Genomic DNA, 25,598 nt, shown 5'->3' with positions numbered 1-25,598 from the left:
TAGCGCATCTCGTCTTGGAAGGAAAGTCTCATGTGGCGTTCTCTTGGCGCGGCCGTGGCCGCCCTCAGTCTCGCGGCCTGCTCGCTCAGCACCCATCCCCTGAGTCCGGTGGCCGCGCCCGGCGTGCCTGTGGCCAGTTCGGCCATGGAGCGTCTGCTCGACACGCCCGGCCCGATCCAGCTCGAATCGGTCAACACGGCCGACTGGCAGGTGCCGCTGGCGGGCCTGCTGAACCTCGATCACGCGGCCGCACGCCGCGCCGGCCTGCGCGATCACAGCGAAGCCATCCAGGTGTACACGCATGTGCTGCGCCATCCCGTGTATGGCAATTTCCTGGTCGATACGGGCGTCGCGCGCCGGCTGGCCGCGGACCCCGGCGGCGCCGGCCTCGGCTGGCTGGTCGCGCGTGCCATGGCGCTCGACACCCTGCGCCTGCGCACGCCGACCGAGGACGTGCTCGCCCAGCTGTCCGGCCCGCTGCAGGGCGTGCTGTTTACCCACCTGCATCTGGACCACATCAGCGGCCTGCCGGCGATTCCGGCCAATAGCGCGCTGTTCGTCGGCCCGGGCGAGGCGCGCGCGCGCAGCTGGCAGAACCTGTTCGTGCGCGGCAGCAGCGATGCTCTGCTCAACGGCAAGGCGGCGCTGCGCGAATTCGCCTTCCGCCCCGATCCGGACGGGCGCTTCGACGGGGTGCTCGATGTGTTCGGCGACGCCAGCCTGTTCGCCATCAGCGTGCCGGGCCACACGCCGGGCAGCGTGGCCTATGTGGTGCGCACGCCCGACGGCCCGGTGCTGCTGGCCGGCGACACCTGCCACACGCGCTGGGGCTGGGAGCATGCGGTCGGCCCGGGCGACTTCACGGCCGATCTGGACGGCAACCAGCGGCAGCTCGAACGCCTGCTGGCGCTGGCGGCGCGCCATCCGGCCATGCGGGTGCGCCTCGGCCATCAGCCATGAGGCGCACGCTTCCCGTATAATGGGCGCGCCGCCAACGGGGCGGCAATCGCTAGGGGTCCTGCGCTGCACCAGCTGCGCGGGTGAGAAATACCCTCCGAACCTGATCTGGATAATGCCAGCGAAGGGAAGCAAGATTGAGCGTGGCCGCGATCCGGCCGGGCGTCCGTCCATTCCTTTGCTGGCTCCTGCAAGCAAAGGAGCCACATGAACGCTACACCGAAGTTCCAGTCCGCCACCGCCTCGGCGGACCCGGCCGCGCTGTCCGCGCTGCCCCAATCCCGCAAAATCTATGTGACCGGCAGCCGGCCCGACCTGCGCGTGCCGATGCGCGAAATCGCCCAGGACGCCACGCCGAGCGGCTTTGGCGGCGAGGCCAATCCGCCGCTGCCCGTGTACGACACCTCGGGCCCCTACACCGACCCGGCCGTGCAGATCGATATCCGGCGCGGCCTGGCGCCGCTGCGCGCGGCCTGGATCGATGAGCGCGCCGATACCGAACTGCTGGCCGGCCCCAGCTCGGCCTTTGGTGCGGCCCGCCTGCACGACCCGGAACTGGCGGCGCTGCGCTTCGACCTGCAGCGCACGCCGCGGCGCGCACGCGCCGGCGCCAATGTCACCCAGATGCACTATGCGCGGCGCGGCATCATCACGCCCGAGATGGAATTCGTCGCCCTGCGCGAGAACCTGCGCCGCCAGGATTATCTGGCCGCGCTGCGCGCCAGCGGGCCGCAGGGCGCGCGCCTGGCCGAGGTGATGGGGCGCCAGCATCCGGGCCAGGCCTTCGGGGCCAGCATCCCGGCCGAGATCACGCCCGAATTCGTGCGCAGCGAAATCGCGCGCGGCCGCGCCATCATGCCGAACAACATCAACCACCCGGAGAGCGAGCCGATGATCATCGGCCGCAATTTCCTCGTCAAGGTCAATGCCAATATCGGCAATTCGGCCCTCACGTCCTCGATCGGCGAGGAAGTCGAGAAGATGACCTGGGCGATCCGCTGGGGCGCGGACACGGTGATGGACCTGTCCACCGGCAAGCACATCCACGAGACGCGCGAATGGATCATCCGTAACAGCCCGGTCCCGATCGGCACCGTGCCGATCTACCAGGCGCTCGAGAAGGTCAAGGGCAAGGCCGAGGACCTGACGTGGGAGATCTTCCGCGACACCCTGATCGAACAGGCCGAGCAGGGCGTCGACTACTTCACCATCCACGCCGGCGTGCTGCTGCGCTATGTGCCGCTGACGGCCGAGCGCCTGACCGGCATCGTCTCGCGCGGTGGCGCCATCATGGCCAAGTGGTGCCTGGCCCACCATCGGGAGAACTTCCTGTACACCCACTTCGAGGACATCTGCGCGATCATGAAGGCCTATGACGTCGCCTTCAGTCTCGGCGACGGCCTGCGTCCGGGCTCGATCTACGACGCCAACGACGCCGCCCAGCTGGGCGAACTGCGCACCCTGGGCGAGCTGACCCAGATCGCCTGGCGCCACGATGTGCAGGTGATGATCGAAGGCCCGGGCCATGTGCCGATGCAGCTGATCAAGGAGAACATGGACCTGCAGCTGGCCCAGTGCGGCGAGGCCCCGTTCTACACGCTGGGCCCGCTGACGACCGATATCGCGCCTGGCTACGACCACATCACCTCGGGCATCGGTGCGGCCCAGATCGGCTGGTACGGCACCGCCATGCTGTGCTACGTGACGCCCAAGGAACACCTGGGCCTGCCCGACAAGGACGACGTCAAGGACGGCATCATCACCTACAAGATCGCGGCCCACGCGGCCGATCTGGCCAAGGGCCATCCGGGCGCCCAGCTGCGCGACAACGCCCTGTCCAAGGCGCGCTTCGAATTTCGCTGGCAGGACCAGTTCAACCTCGGCCTCGACCCCGACAAGGCGCGCCAGTTCCACGACGAGACCCTGCCCAAGGAGTCGTCCAAGGTCGCCCATTTCTGCTCGATGTGCGGCCCGCATTTCTGCTCGATGAAGATCACCCAGGACGTGCGCGCGGCGGCCGAGCAGGGCATGCAGGAAAAGGCGGTCGAGTTCGTGCGCCGCGGGGCCGAGCTGTACAGCAAGGTGTGAGCATGGCCAGCATTCTCGTCAACGGAACGGCGCAGCCGCTGGCGCCGGAACAGACCCTGGCCGAGCTGGTCGCCAGCCTGGCGCTCGGCCAGCAGGCCGTGGCCGTGGCGGTCGACCGGCGCGTGGTGCCGCGGCCCCAGTGGGCCGGCTTCCGCCTGCAGCCGGGCCAGCAGATTGATATTGTCCGCGCCATCGGCGGGGGCTGAACTTTTTTCAGGAGTCATCATGCACACCGATACCGACCTGCTGAGCATCGCAGGAAAAACCTACCAATCGCGCCTGCTGGTCGGCAGCGGCAAATACCAGAGCCTGGAGCAGACGCGCGCGGCCACGCTGGCCGCCGGGGCCGAGATCATCACGGTGGCGATCCGCCGCGTGAACATCGGCCAGGACCCGCACGCGCCCAGCCTGCTCGACTATGTGCCGCCGCAGGAATTCACGATCCTGCCCAACACGGCCGGCTGCTTCAATGCCGAGGACGCCGTCTACACGCTGCAGATGGCGCGCGAGCTGCTCAACGGGCACAAGCTGGTCAAGCTCGAAGTGCTGGGCGACGAGAAGACCCTGTTCCCGAATATGCCGGAGACTCTGAAGGCCGCGCGCATGCTGGTGCAGGACGGCTTTGACGTGATGGTCTACTGCAGCGACGACCCGATCCAGGCGCGCATGCTGGAGGACATCGGCTGCTGCGCGATCATGCCGCTGGCCTCGCTGATCGGCTCGGGTATGGGCATCCTCAATCCCTGGAATCTGTCCTTGATCATCGAACAGGCGCGCGTGCCGGTGCTGGTCGATGCCGGCGTCGGCACCGCCTCGGATGCGGCGATTGCGATGGAACTCGGCTGCGACGGCGTGCTGATGAACACCGCCATCGCCGCCGCGCGCGAGCCGGTGCGCATGGCGCGTGCGATGAAGCTGGCCGTCGAGGCCGGTCGCCAAGCCTACCTGGCCGGGCGCATGCCGCGCAAGTTCGCGGCCGCGCCCTCGTCGCCGATGGCCGGGCGCGTCAACGCATGAGGCGCCCGTGCGTGCTGGTGCTGGCCGGGCTCGATCCGTCGGGCGGGGCCGGCATCACGGCCGATGTGCAGGCCATCGCCGCCCAGGGCGCGCATGCGCTGCCCGTGGTCACCGCACTGACCGTCCAGGACCAGAACCGCGTGTACGCCGTGCAGCCGGTCGATCCGGCCCTGCTGGACCAGCAGCTGCAGGCGCTGACGGCGGCGCTGCCGCTGGCCGCCGTCAAGATCGGCATCTGCGGCAGCCTTGCCAATGCGGCCGCGCTGGCGACGCAGCTGGCGGCCCTGCGCGCGCGTCAGCCGGCCCTGCCGATTGTGCTCGATCCGGTGCTGGCCAGCGGGCGCGGCGATCCGCTGGCGCGCGACGATGCGCGTCTGGCCGTGCAGACCCTGCTGCCGCTGGCCAGCGTGGTGCTGCCGAACGGCCCCGAGGCGGCCGCCCTGGGTCTGGACGGCCCGTGGCAGGGCGGCCCCGAGGTGCTGCAGACCGGCGGCCATGGGGACGGCCCCGAGGTCTGCAACCGCTGGCGCGGCCCCCACGGCGAGCGCAGCTGGCGCTGGCCGCGTCTGGACGGCGAGTTCCATGGCAGCGGCTGCACCCTGGCGGCCAGCCTGGCCGCGTGCCTGGCCCTGGGCGAGCCGCTCGACGCGGCGCTGCAGGCGGCCCAGGCCTATACCCATGCGACGCTGGCCGGGGCCTATGCCATCGGCCCCGGCCAGCGCATTCCCGAACGATGGTGTGAGAAGGAGATCTGATGCGTGGACTGTATTTCGTCAGCCCCAACTGGGATGACACGGCCCGTCTGCTGGCCGTGACCGAGGCCGCCCTGCGCGGCGGCGCCGTGCTGGTCCAGTACCGCCACAAGGAGGCCGCGCCGGCGCTGCGGGTGGAGCAGGGCGCGGCCCTGCTGGCCGTGTGCCGGCGCTACCAGGTGCCGCTAGTGATCAATGACCATCTGGCCCTGTGCCAGGCGCTCGGCGCCGATGGCCTGCATGTGGGCGGCACCGACATCAGCGTGGCCGAGGCGCGTGCCGCCCTCGGGCCGGACAAGATCGTCGGCGCCTCCTGCTACGGCGAGCTGGCGCGCGCCGATGCTGCCGCGGCCGCGGGCGCCAGCTATCTGGCTTTCGGCGGCTTCTATCCGTCGCCGGTCAAGCGCTACGACTTCGTCACGCCGCCGGCCCTGCTCGACACGGCGCGCGCACGCTATGCGCTGCCGCTGGTGGTGATCGGCGGCATGACGCCGGACCGGGCCGCGCCCCTGGTCACGCGCGGGGCCGACATGGTGGCCGCGATCACCAGCGTGTGCGCCGCGCCCGATCCCGAAGCGGCCGCGCGCGCCTTCACAAACTTGTTCGCATGAACTGGTTTTTTTCCTCGGACGGGCCGTATAATCGAGGCAAATGAATTGACGTGAGGAAAGATGATGACGAGCCAGCCCCGCGCCAAACGCCGCATTCTGATCGTGGACGACGACCAGCTGTTGCTGCAGTTTCTCAGTGCCGTACTGAGCAGCGCCGGCTATGAAACCCAGGAGGCGACCTCGGCCGAGCAGGCCCTGGCCATCATCGAGAAGGTCGAGCCGGACATGGCCCTGCTCGACATCAATATGCCCGGCATGTCCGGCCTGGAGCTGGCGCGCCAGCTGCATGCCGAGACGGCCGTGCCCTTCATGTTCCTGTCCGCCAGCGGCGATTCCGACTCGGCCAAGCAGGCCGCCGCCTACGGCGCCGTCGGCTATGTGGTCAAGCCGGTCGACGCGGCCCGCCTGATGCCGGCCTTCGAGGCGGCGCTGGCCCGCGCCGATGAGATCCGCCATCTGCGCCGCACCGAAATCAATCTGAACACGGCCCTGGCCGCCGGGCGCGAGACCAGCCTGGCCGTCGGCCTGCTGATGGCCAAGTTCCAGTCCGACCGCAACACCGCCTTCGAGGTGCTGCGCGACCATGCGCGCTCGAACCGGCGCAAGATCAATGAAGTGGCCGAGCAGCTGCTGGCCGCCGAGGAGGTCTTGAACAGCCTGCACGCGGCCTTCAATTCCCGCCTCAAGGGTAAATGAGCATTGCGGAAGAATTAATTTCGTAAAGCGTAAAGTTCCCGTCAGGAAAATAGAGTACACTTGCTAACGAAGCGTCGCTGTACGCTTTCCCGTCCCCCGCAGCCCCACCCCGCTGCCTGACGGCGCCAGCCGCCATGTCCCCCGCGGCCGAATTTTCGTCTCGGCCCAGCTCCGCCGATTGTGGTTCCTGCCCCATTGCGTGCAGGAGTGCGATTTGGGAGAACTCATGTCTGCGTTTCAAAATCTGAGAATCGCCAACAAACTGTTCGTGGTGAATGTTGGCATTCTGCTGTTGACCGTCTTCGTCGGCGTGTTTGCGATCTGGCGCATGGCGGTGCTCAATGACGAGGTCGAAGAACTGACGACCAACTGGGGCCCCTCGGTGGCCACCATCAATGATTACAAGTCGGGCCTGAACGCGTTTCGCCGCTTCCAGCTGGCGCGCCTGATCGCCGCCGACGAGGCCGCCGAAGCGCGCGCCGACAAGGGTCTGGCCGACAGCCTGGCCGCGCTGCAGAAAGCGCGCGCCCTGTACGAGCCGATGATCAGCGAGGAAGAAGAAAAGCGCCTGTATCCGAAGATTTCGCGTGAGCTCGACAGCTTCCTGGCCGGCCACCAGCAGGCCCTGGCGATGATGAAGGAAGCGCGTTTTGACGATGCGCGCCGCCTGATGGCCGGCCCGCTGGCGGCCAGCTTCCTGGCCGTGATGACCGATCTCGACAAGCTGGTGCAGGTCAATGTGGAGGGCGCCGCGCGCGCCGGCAAGCATGCGGAGAGCACCTACCAGAGCGCGCGCATGGCGATTGCCGCCGCCATCGTCGTGGCCGTGGCCCTGGGCCTGGTCACCTCGAGCGTGGTGGCGCGCATGATCGCGCAGCCGATCCGCGCCGCCGTCGGCGTCGCCCAGCGCGTGGCCGAGGGCGACCTGACCGCGCATATCCGCGCCGAATCGCAGGATGAAACCGGGCAGCTGCTGGAAGCGCTCGAGACCATGAATGGCAGCTTGCAGAAACTGGTCAGCGAAGTGCGCAGCGGCACCGACATGATCGCCACCGCCTCGGACGAGATCGCCGCCGGCAACCAGGACCTGTCGGCCCGCACCGAACAGCAGGCCGGTTCGCTCGAAGAAACCGCCGCTTCGGTCGAGGAACTGACCTCGACCGTGCGCCAGAACGCCGACCATGCCCAGCACGCCGACAAGATGGCGCGCGAGGCCACCGGCGTGGCCCAGCAGGGCGGGATGCTGGTCAGCGAAGTGGTCGGCACCATGAGCTCGATCGAAGAATCGGCGCGCCGCATCGAAGACATCATCACCACCATCGACGGCATCGCCTTCCAGACCAATATTCTGGCCCTGAACGCCGCCGTCGAAGCGGCGCGCGCCGGCGAGGCCGGGCGCGGTTTCGCCGTGGTGGCCCAGGAGGTGCGCAATCTGGCCCAGCGTTCGGCCAGCGCCGCCAAGGAGATCAAGACCCTGATCGACGACTCGGTCGACAAGGTCGGCAAGGGCGCCGAGCTGGTGCGCCAGACCGGCGAGACGATGGAAAAGATCGTCACCAGCATCCAGAGCGTGGGCCAGGTCATCTCCGAGATCAGCCTGGCCAGCGCCGAGCAGGCCTCGGGCGTGGCCCAGGTCAACGAGGCGATCACCCAGATGGACCACAGCACCCAGCAGAATGCCGCCCTGGTCGAACAGGCCGCCGCCGCGGCCGACGCGATGCGCAACCAGGCGGCCGGCCTGAAGCAGACGGTCAGCCAGTTCAAGCTCGACGCCAACCAGCTGGGCGCGTCCGCGCCGCGGCGCCCGGCCGGCCGTGGCAAACCGGCGCTCAGCGCGTATTGAGGAGGGCCGCATGAAGATCGCTTACCCCGCCCTGCGCTGCCTGATCAGCGCCGCCAGCGCCACCTGCGCCACCCCGGTCCAGCGTCCGCCCGGCCCGCATGCGCCGCGCCGCCGTCCGCGCCGCGCCGCCGCACCGCTGCTGATGGTGCCGCAAGCCCTCGACGCCTTCGCCCATATCGAAGGCGGCATCGGCGAGCAGGCCCGCCGCGCCCTCGATGGCGAGCTGGCCACCGGCATGCCGGCCGCGACGGTGCGCAAGGCCCTGGCCAATCTGGAAACGGCTCTGGCCGACCTGACCCGCCTGCGCGACCAGGTGCGCGACAGCGTGCTGCCGGCACTGGCGCCGGCCGCGGCCAGCCAGGCCGCTGCCGAGCGCGCCCGCGTGGCCCAGCGCGCGGCCGAACTGGCGGTGCCGCGCGTGCTGCACGTGGACAGCGACGAAGACGGCGCCGCCACCCTGGCCGCGCTGCTGTCGACCGACGCCCGCGTGACCCACGTGGGCACGCTGGCCGAAGCGCGCACCCTGCTGCGCCACCAGCATTTCGAGCTGCTCGTGCTCGACCCCGAACTGTCCGACGGCGACGGCGCCGAGCTGCTGCCCGAACTGGGCAGCACCGCGCTGCTCGTGCACGCGCGCCAGCACGCCGCCTGGCACAGCTGCGCCGACGGCTTCCTGATCAAGCCGTGGAGCAGCCAGCGCCAGATCTGGCAGACCGTCGCGCGCATGCTCGGCATCGAGATCGAGGCCGAGACCGAAACCGAAACCGAGGCGTTCTAAGCGCCGGGCGGGCGCCTGCCCGCTTTCCAGGGCGCTGTTTGTGCATTCCGTCGCATCGCGCTGGCTTGGGCCAGCGGCCCGGCCTAAGCTGGCCAGGCTAATGCATATCCGAAAGTAGACAAAATGATCTAGACAAAAGCCTCTAGATCATTTACGCTAGTTTCATCGACGGAGACACCATGACTGCCAGCCTGCTCAACCACCTCGTGCCCAGCCTCGCCTGGGCCTTGCTCGACTTTGTCTGGCAGGGCCTGCTGATCGGCTGGATCACGGCCCTGCTGCTCGGCGCCCTGCGCGGCGCGCGGCCGCAGACGCGCTATCTGTTGGCCTGTCTGGCCCTGGGCGCCTGTGTGGCCCTGCCGCTGGCCGGGCTGCTGACGCGCCTGGCCGACAGCGCCGCCGCGCCGGCCAGCCTGCTGCCCTTGCCGCTGCTGGCCGCCGAGGACGCCGCCGGCAGCGGCGCCGACAGCGGGGTGGCCGCGGCCACGCTCGGCCAGCTGGCCGGCTGGCGCGCGGCACTGCAGCCGCGCCTGCCGCTGGTGGTGCTGCTCTGGTCGGCCGGGGCAGGGCTGCTCGGTCTGCGCCTGCTCAGCGGTCTGGCCTGGGTACGCCGCCAACGCCACACCCCGGCCGCGCCCACGCCGCCGCTGTGGCAGGCCCGGCTCGACGCGCTGGCCGCGCGCATGGGCCTGCGCCGTCCGGTGCGCCTGGTGCTCAGCGATGCGCTCAGCGGCCCGGTCACGGCCGGCTGCCTCAAACCGCTGGTGCTGGTGCCGGTCGCGCTGCTCAGCGGCATGCCGGCGCCCCTGCTCGAAGCCCTGCTGGCGCACGAACTGGCGCATGTGCGCCGCCACGATTACCTCGTCAATCTGCTGCAAAGCGCGATCGAAGTGCTGCTGTTCTACCACCCGACCGTGTGGTGGCTGTCGCACCGGATTCGCGTCGAACGCGAGCAGATTGCGGATGACCTTGCTGCAAGCATGCTGGGCGAACCTAGGCGTCTCGCGCTTGCTTTGTCCGAACTGGACTTGTTCCAGTTCTCCACTTCCCAACTTGCCCCCGCGGCACATGGAGGAAAACTGATGTCTCGTATCACACGCCTGGTTCGCCCCACCCAAGAACCGCTGAACTGGAAGCTGGCGCTGCCGATCCTCGGCCTGTCGCTCGCCTGTACCGGCCTGTATGCCTGGGCCGGCAATCCCGCCCCGGCGGCCCCCGCTGCGCCGGCCGTGGCCGCCGCCGCGTCGGTCCCGGCCAGCACGCCGGAAGCGGCCCCGGCCCGCCCAAGCAAGCCGCTGCGCGCTGTGCGCCAGACGCACGGCGACGGCCTGGCCATCGTGCGCGCCGACGACAAGGGCGGCATGTACAACACCGGCCCCGGCGACCGCGCCGAGATCGACAAGCTCAAGCCCACGATCGGCAGCGACTTCATCTGGTTCCGCGAAGACGGCAAGGCGTATGTCGTGAAGGATGCCGCCACCGTCGCCAAGGCGCGCGCCGCCCTGGCCCCGCTCGACGCCCTGAGCAGCCAGATGGAAGGCCTGGGCGCCCAGATGCGCGTGCACGGCGACAGCATGCGCGTCCTCGGCGATCAGATGCGCGAGGAAGCCGCGGCGCGCGAACCCGAACGCGCCGAGATGCGCCGTCTGCAGCAGGAGATGCGGCGCGCCGCCAACGAGCAGCGCAAGGCCGCCCGGGCGCTGGCGCGCGCCGCCCGCGAGGCCGAACAGAACGGCGACAGCGAGCAGGCCCGGGCCAAGCGCGCAGCGGCCGAAGCGGCCATGGAAGTGGCGCGCGCCCAGACCGAAGCCCAGGCCGAGCAGCTGCATGTGCAGGCCGCCGCGCGCCACGCCGGTCAGGCCGAGGCCATCGGCCGCCAGATGCGCGAGGCCAGCAAGCCGATGTCCGAACTGGGCAAGCAGATGGGCGAGCTGGGCAAGCAGATGGAAGCCGAATCCCGGCGCGCTGAAGCCGAGGTGCGCGGCCTGATCCAGGAGGCCCGCAAGGCCGGCCTGGTGCAGCCGGTCAGCCTGTAAGGGCAGACCCCGCAGGGCGGATCGCCAGGCGCACGCGTCGAGACAGTCTTTCCCCCAAAAGCTGCCCTCGCTCACGGGCGCGTGCGCCTGGCGATCCGCCCTGCACCGGTATAATGCCGGGATGCAGAATCTCCTCGACACGCTCAATCCGGAACAGCTGGCTGCGGTCACGCTTCCTCCCCAACATGCCCTGATCCTGGCGGGCGCCGGCTCCGGCAAGACCCGCGTGCTGACCACCCGCATCGCCTGGCTGATCCAGACCGGCCAGGTCGGGCCGAGCGGCGTCATGGCCGTGACCTTCACCAACAAGGCCGCCAAGGAAATGCTCACGCGTCTGTCGGCCATGCTGCCGATTAATACGCGCGGCATGTGGATCGGCACCTTCCACGGCCTGTGCAACCGCCTGCTGCGCACCCACCACCGCGACGCCGGTCTGCCCCAGAGCTTCCAGATCATGGACAGCCAGGACCAGCTGTCGATGATCAAGCGCCTGCTGAAGGCGAACAATGTCGACGACGAGCGCTACCCGCCCAAGGACTTGATGTACTTCATCAACAACAACAAGGAGCAGGGTCTGCGCGCGCACGAGGTCGAGGCCGTGTATCCGAACGAGCGCAAGCTGCTCGAGCTGTACGCGCTGTACGAGCAGCAATGCCAGCGCGAAGGCGTGGTCGATTTCGCCGAGCTGCTGCTGCGCTGCTACGAACTGCTGCTGCGCAATCAGCCGCTGCGCGAGCACTACCAGGCGCGTTTCCGCCACATCCTCGTCGACGAGTTCCAGGATACCAACGACCTGCAGTACAAATGGCTGAAGCTGATGTCCGGCTTTGGCAGCGGCCAGGGCGGCGCCCTGTTTGCCGTCGGCGACGACGACCAGTCGATCTACGCCTTCCGCGGCGCCAATGTCGGCAATATGAGCGCCTTCGAGCGCGAGTTCCAGGTGCAGAACCTGATCAAGCTCGAGCAGAACTACCGTTCGCACGGCCATATTCTCGACGCCGCCAATCTGCTGATCTCGCATAACAGCAAGCGCCTGGGCAAGAACCTGCGCACCGACCAGGGCGCGGGCGAGCCGGTGCGCGTGTTCGAGGCCAGCAGCGATCTCGAGGAAGCGCAATGGGTGGTCGAAGAAGCCCGCAGCCTGATGGCCGAGGGCTATGCGCGCCACGACATCGCCGTGCTGTACCGCTCGAATGCGCAGTCGCGCGTGATCGAGCATGCGCTGTTCTCGGCCGGCATTCCCTACCACGTGTATGGCGGCCTGCGCTATTTCCAGCGCGCCGAGGTCAAGCATGCGATCGCCTACCTGCAGCTGATGGACAATCCGCACAACGACTCGGCCTTCCTGCGCGTGGTGAACTTCCCCGCGCGCGGCATCGGCCTGCGTTCGATCGAGCAGCTGCAGGCCGCCGCCGACCAGCATGGCGCTTCCCTGTACGCAGCCGTGCCGCATGTGAGCGGCAAGGCCGGCAATAGCCTGGCCGGCTTCGTCCGCCTGATCGAAGCGGCCCGTTTCGAGACCCAGAACGCGCCCCTGCCCGAGATGGTGCGCATCGTGCTCGAGATGAGCGGCCTGCTGGCCCACTACGCGACCGAAAAGGAAGGCGAAGACCGCATCGAGAACCTCGAGCAGATGGTCAACGCCGCCACCCAGTTCGTGCAGGAGGAAGGCTTCGCCCACAATGCCCCGGCTCAGCTCGGCCCGGCCGTGGCCGCACCAGCCGCGCCCGCGCTGCCCGGCGGCATCGAGGTGATCGACGCCGACGTGCCGCTGGCGACCGTGATGTCGCCGCTGTCGGCCTTCCTCTCGCATGCCTCGCTGGAAGCCGGCGACGCCCAGGCCCAGGCCGGGCAGGACGCGCTGCAGCTGATGACCGTGCACTCGGCCAAAGGGCTCGAATTCGACGCCGTGTTCATCACCGGCCTCGAGGAAGGCCTGTTCCCGCACGAGAGTTCCAGCAAAGAATACGATGGTGTCGACGAAGAGCGCCGCTTGATGTATGTGGCGATCACACGCGCGCGCAAGCGCCTGTACATGAGTTTCGCCCAGACCCGCATGCTGCACGGCCAGACCCGCTACAACCTGCGTTCGCGCTTCTTCGACGAGCTGCCCGACGAGTCGCTCAAGTGGCTGTCGCCGAAGGTGCAGCAGCACTGGTTCGCCAAGCCCAAGTCGGCCTGGGACGAGGCCCCCGGCCAGGCCGACAATGCGATTGCCGCGCGCATGAAAACGCGCAGCAACGACACGGGCTGGCGCATCGGCGAGAACGTGGCGCATGCCAAGTTCGGCGAAGGCGTGATCGTCAACATCGAAGGCAGCGGCAGCAATGCGCGCGCCCAGATCAATTTCGGCAAGGTCGGCATGAAGGTGCTCGACCTCTCGATCGCCAAGCTCGAGCGCCTCTAAGCCCCGCTCTTTCCCCCCAAACAAATCGGGGTCAGACCCCATTTATCCCGCAGGAAAAATGGGGTCTGACCCCATTTTTTTCGGGTGGTCAGGCGGTGGTGTCGATGCTGGGCGTGGGGGCGGGGCCGATCAGCTGCATGTAGGCGGCGTACAGCGCGCACTGGACGATCGTGGCGACCATCGGCAGCAGCAGCGACAGCACGATCTGCTGGGCGCCGGTCAGGGCGCTGAGCACCATTACCAGCGCGCTGAATGCGAAATTCAGCATGAACAGGCCGGCCGCGAAGACGATGAAGGCCTTCAGCCCGCGCCATACGCTGACCACGGTGAAGAACAGGGCCTTGATCACCCCGGCGCCGTTCCAGTTCACCAGGGTGGTGGCAAACCAGTACACCAACGTCGACGGGGCCGAGACGGCCATCATCGCCAGCACCGCCTCGGGAATCGCGGAATTGCGCACGGCCTCGGATTCCATGTCGGCCTTGCCGGCCAGGAGCTGCACCAGCACGTCGCCGGCGATATGCAGCATCAGCTTGAAGGCCAGCGCACCCAGCAGCAGATAGCCGACCGCCAGCACGCCCTGGGCCAGCAGGCGCTTGCCCTTGAAGGCATCGCGGAACACCATCGGGCTGACCCGTTCGCCGTTGGCGGCGCGCTGATAGGCCAGCATCATGCTGGGCGGGTAGAGCGCCATCAGAAACAGCGCGCAGGCCAGCGCCAGTTCGCGCGGCAGCAGGGTGACCAGGGCGGTGCCGAACATCCACAGCACGAACAGCAAGGACAGGGCGCCGGGCTGGCGCGCGAACAGGGCGAACCCCTGGCGCAGCCAGTGCAGACCGGCGCTGGCGGGCAGCATCTTCATGCGACCAGCGCCGGCACGGCCGCGTCGCGCCGCTGGCGCAGCACGCGCTCGAAATGGCGCGGATCGTGCGGCGTGAGCAGCTCGGCCGCGCGCGGCAGATGCAGATCGTACAGGCGGCTGAGCCAGAAGCGCAGCGCCGCCGCGCGCAGGATCGGCTGCCAGCAGGCCTGCTCGTTGGCGCTGAACGGGCGCTCGGCGTGGTAGGCGTCGAGCAGGGCGCGCGCACGGGCCGGATCGATGGCGCCGCTGGCCAGGTCGATGCACCAGTCGTTCAGGGTGACGGCGACGTCGAACAGCCAGGTGTCGACTCCGGCGAAGTAGAAGTCGAAGAAGCCGCCCAGCTGCTCGCCGACGAACATCACGTTATTGCGAAACAGGTCGGCGTGCACCGGGCCGCGTGTCAGGGCGGCATACGCGGCGCTCGTGTGGAAGGCGTTTTGGAAGGCCATCTCGTCCTGCAGCAGGGCGCCGGTGGCGGCGTCGAGGAAGGGCGCCACGGCCGGTGCGGCCATATTCCACCAATCGAGGCTGCGCAGATTGGGCTGGTGCAGCGCGAAGTCCTGGCCGGCCACGTGCATCCGCGCCAGCATGCGGCCGACGGCGGCGCAGTGCACCGGCTGCGGGTCCATCTGCGAGGCGCCGGCCAGCTTGCTGACGATGGCGGCCGGCTTGCCGTGCAGGGGCACGCACAGCTTGCCCTCGGCGTTCGGCACCGGGGCCGGCACGGGGATGCCGCGCTCGGCCAGATGGCGCATCAGTTCAAGGTAGAAGGGCAGCTGCTCGAAGCCGAGGTTCTCGAATATCGTCAGCACGTATTCGCCGCGGCCGGTGGTGAGGAAGAAGTTACTGTTCTCGATACCGGAGGCGATGCCTTTCAGTGCCAGTGCGTCGCCAAGGGGGAACTGCTGGATCCAGGACTTCAGGTCGTCCAGGGTGACCGCGGTGAAAACTGCCATGGGCGTGGTGGGGCCTTATTTCTTGGCCGGCTGGGCTTCCTGTTTGGTCTCGGGCGCCGCGGCGGCTTTTTCGGGGTTGTCGACGTCTTTCGGCTTGCGCTTGTTCAGGTCGAATTCCATGACCTGCCACTGGGGCGCGCGCACGCCGCCGGTCTGGGCATCGCCTACCTGGGCATTGCCGGCCGGGGTGTGGGCCTTGACGGTGTATTCGCTCTTGCCGGCCTTGACGTGGGCTTCGGTCGTGCGGCCACCCTCTTTTTTCTCGGTGATCTGGGTTTGCGGCTTTTGCGGGATCACGGTGATGGGCTGATCCGCGTTGTCGTCGATGCGCTCGAGCTTGGGCGGCGCGGACGAGGATTTTTCGGCTTGGGCCTGTTGGGCCAGGGCGGGGCCTGCGGCAAGTGCGCCAGCAAGGGCCAGGAGCGTCCAGATCGGGGCAGAGCGTTGCATGATGTGACACCGTAGAAGAGGGTATTAGCCATTGTAGCAAACCTGCGATAATTGGCACCCTGTGCCACTCTGTCGCGTCTGCCTTCATGGACAACACCCTGCTGCTGGTCGATGGTTCCAGCTACCTGTACCGCGCCTTCCACGCCATGCCCGACCTGCGCAGCCCGGACGGCACGCCGACCGGCGCCATGCACGGCATGGTCAATATGCTGCGCCGTCTGCGCCAGGACTACCCGGCCGCCTACATCGCCTGCGTGTTCGACGCCAAGGGCAAAACCTTCCGCGACGACCTCTACCCCGAGTACAAGGCGCACCGTCCGTCCATGCCGGATGACCTGCGCGTGCAGATCGAGCCGATTCACGCGGTGGTCAAGTTCATGGGCTGGCCGATCCTGATGGTCGATGGGGTCGAGGCGGACGACGTGATCGGCACCCTGGCCTGCCAGGCCACGGCCCTCGGCCTGCGCACCGTGGTCTCGACCGGCGACAAGGACCTGGCCCAGCTGGTCAATCCCCAGGTCAGCCTGGTCAACACCATGACCAACGAGAAGATGGACGAAGCGGGCGTGCTGGCCAAGTTCGGCGTGGCGCCAAACCGCATCATCGACTACCTGACCCTGATCGGCGACGCCGTCGACAACGTCCCCGGCGTGCACAAATGCGGCCCCAAGACGGCCGTCAAGTGGCTCAGCCAGTACGGCGACCTCGATGGCGTGATGGCCAATGCCGCCAGCGTCACGGGCGCGGTCGGCGAGAATCTGCGCCAGGCGCTCGGCTGGCTGCCGCGCGGGCGCGAGCTGATCACCGTGAAGTGCGACTGCGACCTGTCGGCGCACATGAAGTCGATCACCGAGTCCCTGGTCGGCCAGCCCGAAGACAAGGACAAGCTGCGCGACTTCTTCGCCCAGTACGGCTTCAAGTCGATGCTGCGCGAGCTCGGTGGCGAGGCCGCGGCCGCGCGCCCGGCGCCGGCCGCCGCCAGCGGCGACCTGTTCGGCGAGGCGGCGCCGCTGCCGCCGGCGGCCAGCCAGGGCGAATACGAGACCGTGCTGACCGAGGCCCAGCTCGAGGCCTGGCTGGCGCGCATCGAGACGGCCGCCGTCACCTCGATCGACACCGAAACCACCTCGCTCGAACCGATGCTGGCCCAGATGGTCGGCATCTCGCTGGCGGTGGAGGCGGGCAAGGCCTGCTACATCCCGCTGGCGCACCGCTACGCCGGCGCGCCGCAGCAGCTCGGGCGCGAGTTCGTGCTGGGCCGCATGCGCGCCTGGCTGGAAGACCCGGCCAAGCCGAAGCTGGGCCAGAACCTCAAGTACGACAGCCATATCTTCGCCAACCATGGCATCACCCTGCGCGGCATCGTGCACGACACCCTGCTCGAATCCTATGTGTTCGAGTCGCACCGCAGCCACGACATGGACAGCCTGGCCCAGCGCCACCTGAACTACACGACCATCAAGTTCGAGGACGTGTGCGGCAAGGGCGCCAGCCAGATCACCTTCGACCTGGCCGATATCGGCAAGGCGACCGCGTATGCGGCCGAGGATTCGGACATCACGCTGCGCCTGCACCAGGCCATGATCGGCCAGGTCGAGAAGGACGCCAAGCTCGATTTCATCTACCGCCGCATCGAACTGCCGACCGCCGTGGTGCTGCAGAAGATCGAGCGCAATGGGGTGCTGATCGACGCGGCGCGCCTGGAAGCGCAGTCGCAGCAGCTGGGCGAGCGCATCGTGCAGCTCGAGCAGCAGGCCTATGAACTGGCCGGCGGCCCGTTCAACCTCGGCTCGCCCAAGCAGATCGGCGAGATCTTCTTCGGCAAGCTCGGTCTGCCGGTGGTGAAGAAAACGCCGACCGGCGCGCCCTCGACCGACGAGGAAGTGCTGCAGAAGCTGGCCGAGGACTTCCCGCTGCCGAAGGTGATCCTCGACTACCGCGCCATGAGCAAGCTGAAGTCGACCTACACCGACAAGCTGCCGCGCATGGTCAATCCGAACACCGGGCGCGTGCACACCAACTACGCGCAGGCGGTGGCCGTGACGGGGCGCCTGGCCTCGAACGATCCGAACTTGCAGAACATCCCGATCCGCACGGCCGAAGGGCGGCGCATCCGCGAGGCCTTCATCGCCGGTCCGGGCAAGGTGATCGTCTCGGCCGACTACTCGCAGATCGAGCTGCGCATCATGGCCCACATTTCGGGCGACCCGGCCATGCTGCGCGCCTTTGCCGAGGGCGAGGACATTCACCGCGCCACGGCGGCCGAGATCTTCGGCATCGCGCCGCAGCAGGTCGAGAGCGAGCAGCGCCGCTACGCCAAGGTGATCAACTTTGGCCTGATCTACGGGATGAGCGCCTTTGGTCTGGCGTCCAACCTCGGCATCGAGCGCGGCGCGGCCCAGAACTACATCGACAAATACTTCCAGCGCTTCGCCGGCGTGCGCCAGTACATGGACGATACGCGCGCCGCCGCCAAGGCGCGCGGCTATGTCGAAACCGTGTTCGGCCGCCGCCTGTGGCTGCCCGAGATTAATTCGCCGAACGGCCCGCGCCGCCAGGCGGCCGAACGCGCGGCCATCAACGCGCCGATGCAGGGCACGGCGGCGGACCTGATCAAGCTGGCCATGATCGCCGTGCAGGACTGGATCGAGAGCGCCGCCCTGGGTACGCGCATGATCATGCAGGTGCACGATGAACTGGTGCTCGAGGTGCCGCAGGCCGAACTCGATCTGGTCAAAGTCAAACTGCCGCAGCTGATGGCGGGCGTGGCCGACCTGAAGGTGCCGCTGCTGGCCGAAGTCGGCGTCGGCAGCAACTGGGACGAGGCCCATTGATCCGCGCGCTGCTATTCGATAACGACGGTGTCCTGGTCGACACCGAAGGCCTGTTCTTCGAGGTCAACCGGGAGCTGCTGGCCGAACTCGGGGTGGCGCTTAGCGAGCGCATGTTCCTCGACTGGTACCTGCGCGACAACTGCGGCGCCTGGCACTTGGTCGACGGCGTCTCGCCCGAACGGATTGCGGTCTGGCGCGCCGAGCGTAACCGGCGCTACAGCGCGCGCCTCGCGGCCGAGCGCATCGTCCCGATCGGCGGTATCGGCGCCACGCTGGCGGCGCTGGCCCATCTGCCCAAGGGCGTGGTCACCAGCGCCAACCGCGAGCACTTCGACCAGATGCATGCGGACCTGGGGCTGCGCCAGCATTTCGATTTCGTGCTGACGGCGGAAGACTATGCGCGCCCCAAGCCGCATCCGGAACCCTATCTGCGCGGCCTGGCCGCGCTTGGCCTGGCCCCGCACGAGGTGCTGGTGGTGGAAGATTCGCCGCGCGGCCTGCAGGCGGCCCAGGCGGCCGGCCTGCGCTGCGTGGTGCTGCGCCACCGGCTGACGGCCGACCATGATTTCAGCGCGGCCTGGCGCGTCATCGACCGGATCGACGCCTTGCCCGCTCTTGTGGAGGAAGCATGAGTACGAGTCCTATCCATTTCGGACCAGCGCAGACCGTGCTGGTCACCGGGGCCACCGGTTTCGTCGGCCAGCATCTGGTGCGCGCTCTGGTGGCCGACGGCCATACGGTGATCGCCTTGTCGCGCGATGCGGCGCGCGCCGCGGCCCGGCTGGGCGTGCGCGCCATTCCCAGCCTGGAGGCGCTGGCCCCGTCCGACGCGGTCGACGTGGTCGTGCATCTGGCCGGCGCGCGCATCTTCGGGCGCCGCTGGACGGCCGCGCGCAAGGCGGTGCTGCGCGCCAGCCGCGCCGGCATCACCGCCCAGATCGACGCCTGGATCGCCCGCACCGAACGCAAGCCGCGCCTGCTGCTGGCCGCTTCCGCCATCGGCTACTACGGCGTGCAGGCGCAGGACGATGCGCGCGCGCTCGACGAAAGCGCGCCGCCGCAGCCGATCTTCATGTCCACGCTGTGCCAGGAGATCGAGGCCGCGGCTCAGGGCATCACGCGCCACGGCACCCAGGTCGGGGCGCTGCGCTTCGGCTTTGTGATGGGGCGTGGCGGCGCGCTGCCTGGCCTGCTGCTGCCGATCCGGCTGGGTCTGGGCGGGCCGCTGGCCGGCGGCCGCCAGGTGCTGTCCTGGGTGCATATCGACGATCTGGTGCGCGCCATCGCCCACCTGATGCAGGCGCCGCAGGTCGATGGCGCCTACAATCTGTGCGCGCCCGCGGCCTGCACCCAGCACGAATTCGCGCGCACGGCCGCCGCCGTGCTGCACCGGCCCTGCTGGTTCCCCACGCCCGGCTGGCCGATGCGCCTGCTGCTGGGGGAGCAGAGCGATCTGGTGCTCGAGGGCCAGCGCGTGGCGCCGCGCCGCCTGCAGGAGGGCGGCTTCCACTTCCGCTTCGCCACGCTCGACGCCGCGCTCGCGGATCTGTGCCAGTGAAGCCGGCCACGCGCGCCCCCGTCCGAGCCGTTACAATGGCTGTTTTGTCCACCAAGGTTTGATTCTGGACCCGATCCTCGTCTCCATCCTGCTTGCGACCAGTCTGGGCGGCGCCGTCTCGATCACGGCGGCGGCCCTGTTCTCGTTCGCCCTGCTGTCGAAGATGGTCGAGCGCATGGTCAGCCTGTCGGTGGGGATCATGCTGTCGACGGCCCTGCTCAATGCCTTGCCCGAGGCGTTTGAATCCAAGGCCGATCCGCGCACCCTGTTCGCCACGCTGCTGGCCGGCCTGCTGGCCTTCTTCCTGCTGGAGAAGCTGGCGCTGCTGCGCCACTCGCATCACCACGAGCACGACGGCCACCACCACGCGCACGGGCACGACGCGCGCGAGGCCGGCAAATCGGGCTGGATGATCCTGGTCGGCGACGGCCTGCACAACTTCACCGACGGTATCCTGATCGCCGCCGCCTTCCTGGCCGAGCCGCGTCTGGGCCTGGTCACCGGCCTGGCCATGATCGCCCACGAAATCCCGCAGGAGATCGGCGACTTCATCGTGCTGCTCAATGCCGGCTTCTCGCGCATGCGCGCCTATGTGTTCAACCTGCTGTGCAGCCTGATGGGCGTGGCCGGCGGGGTGCTCGGCTACTACACGCTGGACAAGGCCAGCCACCTGATTCCCTATGTGCTGGTGTTCGCGTCCTCGGGCTTCCTGTACATCGCCGTCAGCGACCTGATGCCGCAGATGCAGCGCCGCGCCACCGTACGCGAAACCGTGCCCCAGGTGATCCTGGTGGCGCTTGGCGTGTCGCTGGTGCTGCTGCTGACACACGGCGCTGGCTAAGTTTTCAAGATTGCCTTTACAATAAGGCATGCTGATCCGATTCCTGCTTGCCGCCCTGCTGGCGGCGCCCGTCCTGGCCCAGGCCCAGTCCCTGTTTCTGGCACCCTCGCCGATGCTGGCCTGCCTGACGCGCACGCCCGGCGCGCCCGAGCAGCCCGTGTATCCGCCGCAGGCGTTTGAGCGCAAGGAGGGTATGAGCGTGGATGTCGAATTGCGCTTTGCCGGGCCGGACCAGGCGCCCGAGATCGATTTTCCACAGCTGCGGCGCGAGGGCGAATTCGCCGATGCCGTGCGCGCCTACGCGCAGCAGCTGCGCGTGCCCTGCATGGTGGCCGGCGGCCCGCCCGTGACCCTGCACCAGCGCTATGTGTTCAAGCCCGAGGACGGCCGCCGCGTGATGCCGCCGCAGACGGCCGATGCGGACGAGCGCAAGCAGCAGGCGCGCATGCAGTGCATGGTGCACAGCGACCCGGCCGCGCGCCCGCAGTGGCCGCGCAAGGCCCTGCAGGATGGCGTGACCGGCTCGGTCATGGTGCGCCTGCATTTCACCAGCGCCGACAGCGCCCCGGCCGTGCAGTTCCTGGCGGTGACCGGCTACCACGGCTTTCGCCAGTCGCTCGAAAACTATCTGCGCGATGTGCGCCTGCCCTGCTATGGCGGGCAGCCGATCGATCTGGACATGATCTACAAATTCACCCTGAGCGGCAGCGAGAAGAAGGTGCTCAAGGATATGCCGCTGCGCGTGCTGGCCGCCGGCGCGCGCGATCCGGCGCCGGCCCATTTCGATTTCACCCAGATGCGCTGCCCGTTCGACGTGCGCGTGTTCTACCTGCAGCCGTATGCGCCCAACATCGTGCGCGAGGTCGAGAGCAGCGAGGCGGCGCGCCGCCCGCTGCTGGAGTGGCTGCGCACGATCCGCCTGAATCTGCCGGACGCGGCCAACGACAGCGTCTTCGCCGACAGCTTCACGCTCAGCATTCCATGCGGGCGCATGGACCTCTAGGGCCTCAGTCCTTCAGGCGCGCCAGCACGCGGATTTCGACCATGCCGCCGGGCGGCAGCAGATCGGACACGCCGATCGCGGTCCAGGCCGGGTAGGGCGGCTTGACGAATTCGGCATGCACGCGGCGCACCGCGTCCAGATGGGCAGCCTTATCGAAGGTCGCCAGCGGCGCGCCAAACACGTGGAAGCTGCTGATCTCGACAATATGGCTGCTGTCGCTGCCGGCCGCCGTCAGCAGGCGGTCGATCTGGCCAAAGGCGCGCCGCAGCGAGGCCTCGAAGCCGGCCACGTCGAGCGGTTTGCCATCGGCCGCGCCGGCCACCACGCCCGACAGATACACCAGCTTGCCCTCGATCCGGGCCGGGGCATAGTGCCACTCGTTGTACTGGACATTGAATTGCTGGGCATTGAGGCCAAGCACGGCGCCGCCGGGCGCGGGGATACGCACCGGTTCGGCCAGGGCCGGACCGGTCAGCAGCAACAGGGGAAGAATCAGACGCAGCATGGGGACTCCTGAAAAAAGGAGCCCCAGTCTGGAGCGCGCGGATTAAGGCAGGATTAGCGCGCCACCGGCCGCGCCGGGTCGGCGCACCATTCGCTCCACGAGCCCGGATAGAGGGCGGCGCCGCGCAGGCCGGCCACTTCCAGGGCCAGCAGATTGTGGCAGGCCGTCACGCCCGAGCCGCACTGCATGATCAGGTGGGCCGCTTCGTCACCGACGATGGCGCTCCATTCGGCGCGCAGCTGGGCGGGCGACTTGAAGCGGCCGTCGGCCTCCAGGTTCTCGCGGAAGAAGCGGTTGCGCGCCCCCGGAATATGGCCGCCGACCGGGTCCAGGGTTTCGTTCTCGCCGCGGAAGCGGTCGGGCGCGCGCGCATCGACCACCAGGCGCGCCTGGCTCTGCACATTGGCCAGCACCATGGCCGCATCGACCGATTCGACCAGCGGCGCGCGCAGGTTCAGGTGGCCCTGGGCCGGATGCGGTTCGGCCGCCGTCATCGGCTGGCCGGCCGCCTGCCAGGCCGCCAGGCCGCCGTCGAGCACGGCCACGGCGCTGTGGCCGAGCCAGCGCAGCATCCACCAGACGCGCGCGGCGAACATGCCGCCCTGGGCGTCGTAGACCACGACCTGGCTGTCGTCATTGACGCCGGCATTGCGCAGCACGGCGAGGAAATCGGTCTTCTCGGGCAGCGGATGGCGTCCGCGGAAGCTGCCGTCGGCCGCGCGGCGCGGGCCCGAGGCCTGGTGTTCCATCTCGATGAAGACGGCGCCCGGGATATGGCCGACGTTGTAGCCGGTGCGCCCGGCGCTGTGGTCGACGAGGTCGTGGCGGCAGTCGAGGATGACGAGCTGCGGCGCGCCCAGGCGGGCGGCCAGCTCGCTGGCGCTGATCAGAGTGGTGAACATGCGGGCTCCTTATTCGTTGTCGAGCGGGGCGCTGCTGGGCGCCGTGCCACGACTATTGTAGAACGTCGCGGCCACGCCCGACAGCAGGATGATGGCCATGCCGAGCCAGACGTGCCAGTCGAACGCGTCGCCCCACAGGATCAGGCCCCACAGGCTGGAGAAAATGATGCCGGTGTAGGCCAGGTTGGCCACCACCAGCACCTTGCCGAGGCGGTAGGCGCGCGTCATCGCCAGCTGGGCCACGGTGGCCAGCAGGCCGGTGCCGAACAGCAGGGCCGCGTGGTACAGGTCGGGCCGGTGGAAGCCGCCCTCGAACAGGGTGCTGACACCGCCCACGACCACAGTCACCAGGGCGAAGTAGAAGACGATCCGGTATTCGGGTTCGCCCAGCTGGGACAGGCGGCGGATCTGCAGATAGGCCAGGGCCGAGATCATCGACGAGGCCACGCCGGCCACCCCGCCCAGCCACTGGTGGCTGGAGAAGGCCGGCTGCAGGATCAGCACGACGCCGGCGAACGAGGCCAGAATCGCCACCACCAGGGCCGGATCTACCTTCTTGTGGGCCTTGAACCAGCCGAGGGCGAGCAGATACACGGCCATCCAGATCGGCGCCATGTAGTTGAGGGTGACGGCGGTGGCCAGGTGCAGGCTGGCGATGGCGAAGAACCACAGCCACAGCGAGATCACGCCGACGGTGCCGCGGTAGGTGTGTTCAAACGGGTGGGCGGTGCGCAGGCTGCCGCCGCGCCAGCGCACCAGCAGCGGAATCAGGATCACCCCGATCAGGCCGCGGTAGAAGACGATTTCCGACGTCGAGTACAGGGCCGAGGCCAGCTTCACGCACACGCCCATGGCGGCGAACAAGAAGCTGGCCAGCAGCATCCATAAGGCAGCGGCCATCAGACCTCGATGTGCTTGCGGTACCACTCATGGAAGTGCTGCATGCCGTCTTCCATGGGCGACTGGTAGGGGCCGACCTGGTTTTCGCCGCGCGCCAGCAGGGCGCGCCGGCCGGCATCCATGCGCAGGGCGATTTCATCGTCCTCGATCACGGTTTCCATGTAGGCCGCGTGTTCGGCGTCGACGAAATCGCGCTCGAACAGCACGATCTCCTCGGGGTAGTAGAACTCGACCACGTTGCGGGTGCGCTGCGGGCCGTCCGGCCACAGGGTCGACACCACCAGCACATGCGGATACCACTCGACCATGATGTTCGGGTAGAGCGTCAGCCAGATGGCGCCGAAGGGGGGCGCTTCGCCATTGCGGTATTTGAGCACCTGCTCCTGCCAGCGCTGATAGACGGGCGAGCCGGATTTGCGCAGGCCGCGGTTCACGCCCACGGTCTGGACCGAGTAGTCGCGCCCGAACTCCCAGCGCAGGTCGTCGCAGCTGACAAAGCTGCCCAGGCCCGGGTGGAAGGGTTCGACGTGGTAGTCCTCGAGGTAGACCTCGATGAAGGTCTTCCAGTTGTAGTCGCACTGGTGGACTTCGACCTTGTCGAGCATATAGCCGCTGAAGTCCAGGTCCTTGGTGACCGACAGATTCTTCAGCTGCTCCATGACGTTGTAGCCGTTCTGTTCGAACAGCAGGCCGTTCCAGCTTTGCAGGCGGGTCTGGTTGAGGTTGAGGCAGGGCGTGTCCGGGAAATGCGGCGCGCCGATCAGCTCACCCTTGAGGTCATAAGTCCAGCGGTGCAGCGGGCAGACGATATTGGTGGCGTTGCCACGGCCATTTTTCATGATGGCCTGGCGGTGGCGGCAGACGTTCGACAGCAGCTCGATGCCGTGCGCCGAGCGCACCAGCATGCGGCCCTCGTTTTCCGCGGCCAGGGTGGCGTAATCGCCGACCTCGGGCACCATCAGCTCATGGCCGACGTAGCGGGGACCGTTCTTAAACAGGAGCTGCATTTCGCGCTGCAGCAGCGCATCGTCGAAGTAGACATTTACCGGCAGCTGGGCGCGCGAGCGGGCCAGCTTGGCGTGGGTACCCAGGTCGGACATCCCCAATCCCCCCTTTCAATGCGTGATCGTGAAACAGACAGAACCGGCAATTATACCGTGGTCGGCCTGATAAATCCCGCGTTTTTCGCGCAAGAGTCGGCTAAAACCGTGCTAAATCGGCATGTTTTGCCAGCGTCTTCGTGCAAGTACGATAAAATCCACCCTTTGCGCGCGCCCGCCAGTGCTGCGCCGTTTGTGATGGCTTGTTCTAAAATAGGCGCTTAGACTGGCGCCGCCCGCTGATACCGAAACACCTATGCCCAAGACCGCAACCCCAGACACGCCGGCCTCGTTCGAGGCGGCCATGGCCGAACTGGCCCAGCTCGTGGCCCAGATGGAGGGCGGCCAGCTGCCGCTCGAAGCCTCGGTGGCGGCCTATGCGCGCGGTTCGGCCCTGGTCAAATACTGCGCCGCCCAGCTCGAGAAGGTCGAGTCCCAGGTCAAGGTGCTCGAGGGCGAGATGCTCAAGCCCTTCGCCGACGAAGAGGGCGACGCCTGAATG

Annotated in this window: 24 protein-coding genes and 1 riboswitch; of the genes, 17 read left to right on the top strand and 7 right to left on the bottom strand. The window is 68.1% G+C overall.

The window, feature by feature from the left end:
* The first annotated feature begins 30 nt into the window (after positions 1–30).
* From LZ005_RS13825 to LZ005_RS13775, 11 genes are all read left to right on the top strand, one after another.
* On the top strand, positions 31–960 hold the full coding sequence (locus tag LZ005_RS13825; protein WP_237808657.1) for an MBL fold metallo-hydrolase: 930 nt from the start codon (positions 31–33) through the stop codon (positions 958–960).
* A gap of 41 nt (positions 961–1,001) precedes the next feature.
* A riboswitch (TPP riboswitch) is annotated at positions 1,002–1,104 on the top strand.
* Between the two features lie 60 nt (positions 1,105–1,164).
* Positions 1,165–3,045, top strand: coding sequence for a phosphomethylpyrimidine synthase ThiC (gene thiC / locus LZ005_RS13820; protein WP_237808656.1), 1,881 nt, complete (start codon positions 1,165–1,167; stop codon positions 3,043–3,045).
* A 2-nt stretch (positions 3,046–3,047) separates the two neighbouring features.
* Complete coding sequence (thiS, locus tag LZ005_RS13815) at positions 3,048–3,251, top strand: sulfur carrier protein ThiS (protein WP_237808655.1); 204 nt, start codon at positions 3,048–3,050, stop codon at positions 3,249–3,251.
* A gap of 19 nt (positions 3,252–3,270) precedes the next feature.
* On the top strand, positions 3,271–4,062 hold the full coding sequence (locus LZ005_RS13810) for a thiazole synthase (protein WP_237808654.1): 792 nt from the start codon (positions 3,271–3,273) through the stop codon (positions 4,060–4,062).
* Positions 4,059–4,817, top strand: coding sequence for a bifunctional hydroxymethylpyrimidine kinase/phosphomethylpyrimidine kinase (locus tag LZ005_RS13805; protein ID WP_237808653.1), 759 nt, complete (start codon positions 4,059–4,061; stop codon positions 4,815–4,817). The genes LZ005_RS13810 and LZ005_RS13805 overlap by 4 nt, the downstream gene beginning before the upstream one ends.
* Complete coding sequence (gene thiE / locus LZ005_RS13800) at positions 4,817–5,425, top strand: thiamine phosphate synthase (protein WP_237808652.1); 609 nt, start codon at positions 4,817–4,819, stop codon at positions 5,423–5,425. The genes LZ005_RS13805 and thiE overlap by 1 nt, the downstream gene beginning before the upstream one ends.
* 63 nt (positions 5,426–5,488) lie before the next feature.
* On the top strand, positions 5,489–6,121 hold the full coding sequence (locus LZ005_RS13795) for an ANTAR domain-containing response regulator (RefSeq protein ID WP_237808651.1): 633 nt from the start codon (positions 5,489–5,491) through the stop codon (positions 6,119–6,121).
* Between the two features lie 226 nt (positions 6,122–6,347).
* Entirely contained in the window at positions 6,348–7,964 is a 1,617-nt protein-coding gene (locus LZ005_RS13790) for a methyl-accepting chemotaxis protein (protein WP_307727805.1), read from the top strand.
* Positions 7,965–7,974: 10 nt separating this feature from the next.
* Entirely contained in the window at positions 7,975–8,742 is a 768-nt protein-coding gene (locus LZ005_RS13785) for a response regulator (RefSeq protein WP_237808650.1), read from the top strand.
* Positions 8,743–8,921: 179 nt separating this feature from the next.
* Positions 8,922–10,778, top strand: a complete 1,857-nt coding sequence (locus LZ005_RS13780; protein ID WP_237808649.1) for a M56 family metallopeptidase — start codon at positions 8,922–8,924, stop codon at positions 10,776–10,778.
* A gap of 121 nt (positions 10,779–10,899) precedes the next feature.
* Complete coding sequence (locus tag LZ005_RS13775) at positions 10,900–13,185, top strand: UvrD-helicase domain-containing protein (RefSeq protein WP_237808648.1); 2,286 nt, start codon at positions 10,900–10,902, stop codon at positions 13,183–13,185.
* 88 nt (positions 13,186–13,273) lie between these two features.
* Here LZ005_RS13775 and LZ005_RS13770 read toward each other — a convergent pair whose 3' ends face one another.
* Genes LZ005_RS13770 through LZ005_RS13760 form a run of 3 tightly spaced genes read right to left on the bottom strand, consistent with a single transcriptional unit; the run spans position 13,274 to position 15,453 of the window.
* A complete protein-coding gene (locus LZ005_RS13770) occupies positions 13,274–14,047 on the bottom strand; it encodes a BPSS1780 family membrane protein (protein WP_237808647.1) in 774 nt (257 codons plus the stop codon).
* Positions 14,044–15,003, bottom strand: coding sequence for a homoserine kinase (locus LZ005_RS13765; protein ID WP_237808646.1), 960 nt, complete (start codon positions 15,001–15,003; stop codon positions 14,044–14,046). Before LZ005_RS13765 ends, LZ005_RS13770 begins: the two co-directional genes overlap by 4 nt.
* Before the next feature lie 15 nt (positions 15,004–15,018).
* Positions 15,019–15,453, bottom strand: a complete 435-nt coding sequence (locus tag LZ005_RS13760; RefSeq protein ID WP_237808645.1) for a hypothetical protein — start codon at positions 15,451–15,453, stop codon at positions 15,019–15,021.
* An 86-nt stretch (positions 15,454–15,539) separates the two neighbouring features.
* Between LZ005_RS13760 and polA the strand changes: the two genes are divergently transcribed.
* From polA to LZ005_RS13735, 5 genes are all read left to right on the top strand, one after another.
* Entirely contained in the window at positions 15,540–18,287 is a 2,748-nt protein-coding gene (gene polA / locus LZ005_RS13755) for a DNA polymerase I (RefSeq protein ID WP_237808644.1), read from the top strand.
* Positions 18,284–18,919 (top strand): HAD family phosphatase, encoded by a 636-nt coding sequence (locus LZ005_RS13750; protein ID WP_237808643.1) that lies wholly within the window; start codon positions 18,284–18,286, stop codon positions 18,917–18,919. Before polA ends, LZ005_RS13750 begins: the two co-directional genes overlap by 4 nt.
* On the top strand, positions 18,916–19,845 hold the full coding sequence (locus tag LZ005_RS13745; RefSeq protein ID WP_237808642.1) for a TIGR01777 family oxidoreductase: 930 nt from the start codon (positions 18,916–18,918) through the stop codon (positions 19,843–19,845). The genes LZ005_RS13750 and LZ005_RS13745 overlap by 4 nt, the downstream gene beginning before the upstream one ends.
* 163 nt (positions 19,846–20,008) lie before the next feature.
* On the top strand, positions 20,009–20,686 hold the full coding sequence (locus tag LZ005_RS13740; RefSeq protein ID WP_237808760.1) for a ZIP family metal transporter: 678 nt from the start codon (positions 20,009–20,011) through the stop codon (positions 20,684–20,686).
* Positions 20,687–20,714: 28 nt separating this feature from the next.
* Positions 20,715–21,689, top strand: coding sequence for a hypothetical protein (locus LZ005_RS13735; protein WP_237808641.1), 975 nt, complete (start codon positions 20,715–20,717; stop codon positions 21,687–21,689).
* A 4-nt stretch (positions 21,690–21,693) separates the two neighbouring features.
* Here the strand turns inward: LZ005_RS13735 and LZ005_RS13730 are convergent, their stop codons facing one another.
* Genes LZ005_RS13730 through LZ005_RS13715 form a run of 4 tightly spaced genes read right to left on the bottom strand, consistent with a single transcriptional unit; the run spans position 21,694 to position 25,096 of the window.
* Positions 21,694–22,194: a Rid family hydrolase gene (locus tag LZ005_RS13730; protein ID WP_237808640.1), complete on the bottom strand. Its 501-nt coding sequence runs from the start codon at positions 22,192–22,194 to the stop codon at positions 21,694–21,696.
* A gap of 53 nt (positions 22,195–22,247) precedes the next feature.
* A complete protein-coding gene (locus tag LZ005_RS13725; protein ID WP_237808639.1) occupies positions 22,248–23,096 on the bottom strand; it encodes a sulfurtransferase in 849 nt (282 codons plus the stop codon).
* Between the two features lie 9 nt (positions 23,097–23,105).
* Positions 23,106–23,996, bottom strand: coding sequence for a DMT family transporter (locus LZ005_RS13720; RefSeq protein WP_237808638.1), 891 nt, complete (start codon positions 23,994–23,996; stop codon positions 23,106–23,108).
* The gene (locus tag LZ005_RS13715; RefSeq protein ID WP_237808637.1) at positions 23,996–25,096 is read right to left on the bottom strand and encodes an aromatic ring-hydroxylating dioxygenase subunit alpha; all 1,101 of its coding nucleotides are present in this window, start codon (positions 25,094–25,096) and stop codon (positions 23,996–23,998) included. Before LZ005_RS13715 ends, LZ005_RS13720 begins: the two co-directional genes overlap by 1 nt.
* Before the next feature lie 256 nt (positions 25,097–25,352).
* Between LZ005_RS13715 and LZ005_RS13710 the strand changes: the two genes are divergently transcribed.
* A complete protein-coding gene (locus LZ005_RS13710; protein ID WP_237808636.1) occupies positions 25,353–25,595 on the top strand; it encodes an exodeoxyribonuclease VII small subunit in 243 nt (80 codons plus the stop codon).
* Positions 25,596–25,598: the final 3 nt, after the last annotated feature.

Origin of the sequence: Massilia sp. TS11, from assembly GCF_022012445.1 — a bacterium.
GTDB lineage: Bacteria > Pseudomonadota > Gammaproteobacteria > Burkholderiales > Burkholderiaceae_D > Telluria.
This window is presented reverse-complemented; position numbering and strand designations above follow the sequence as displayed.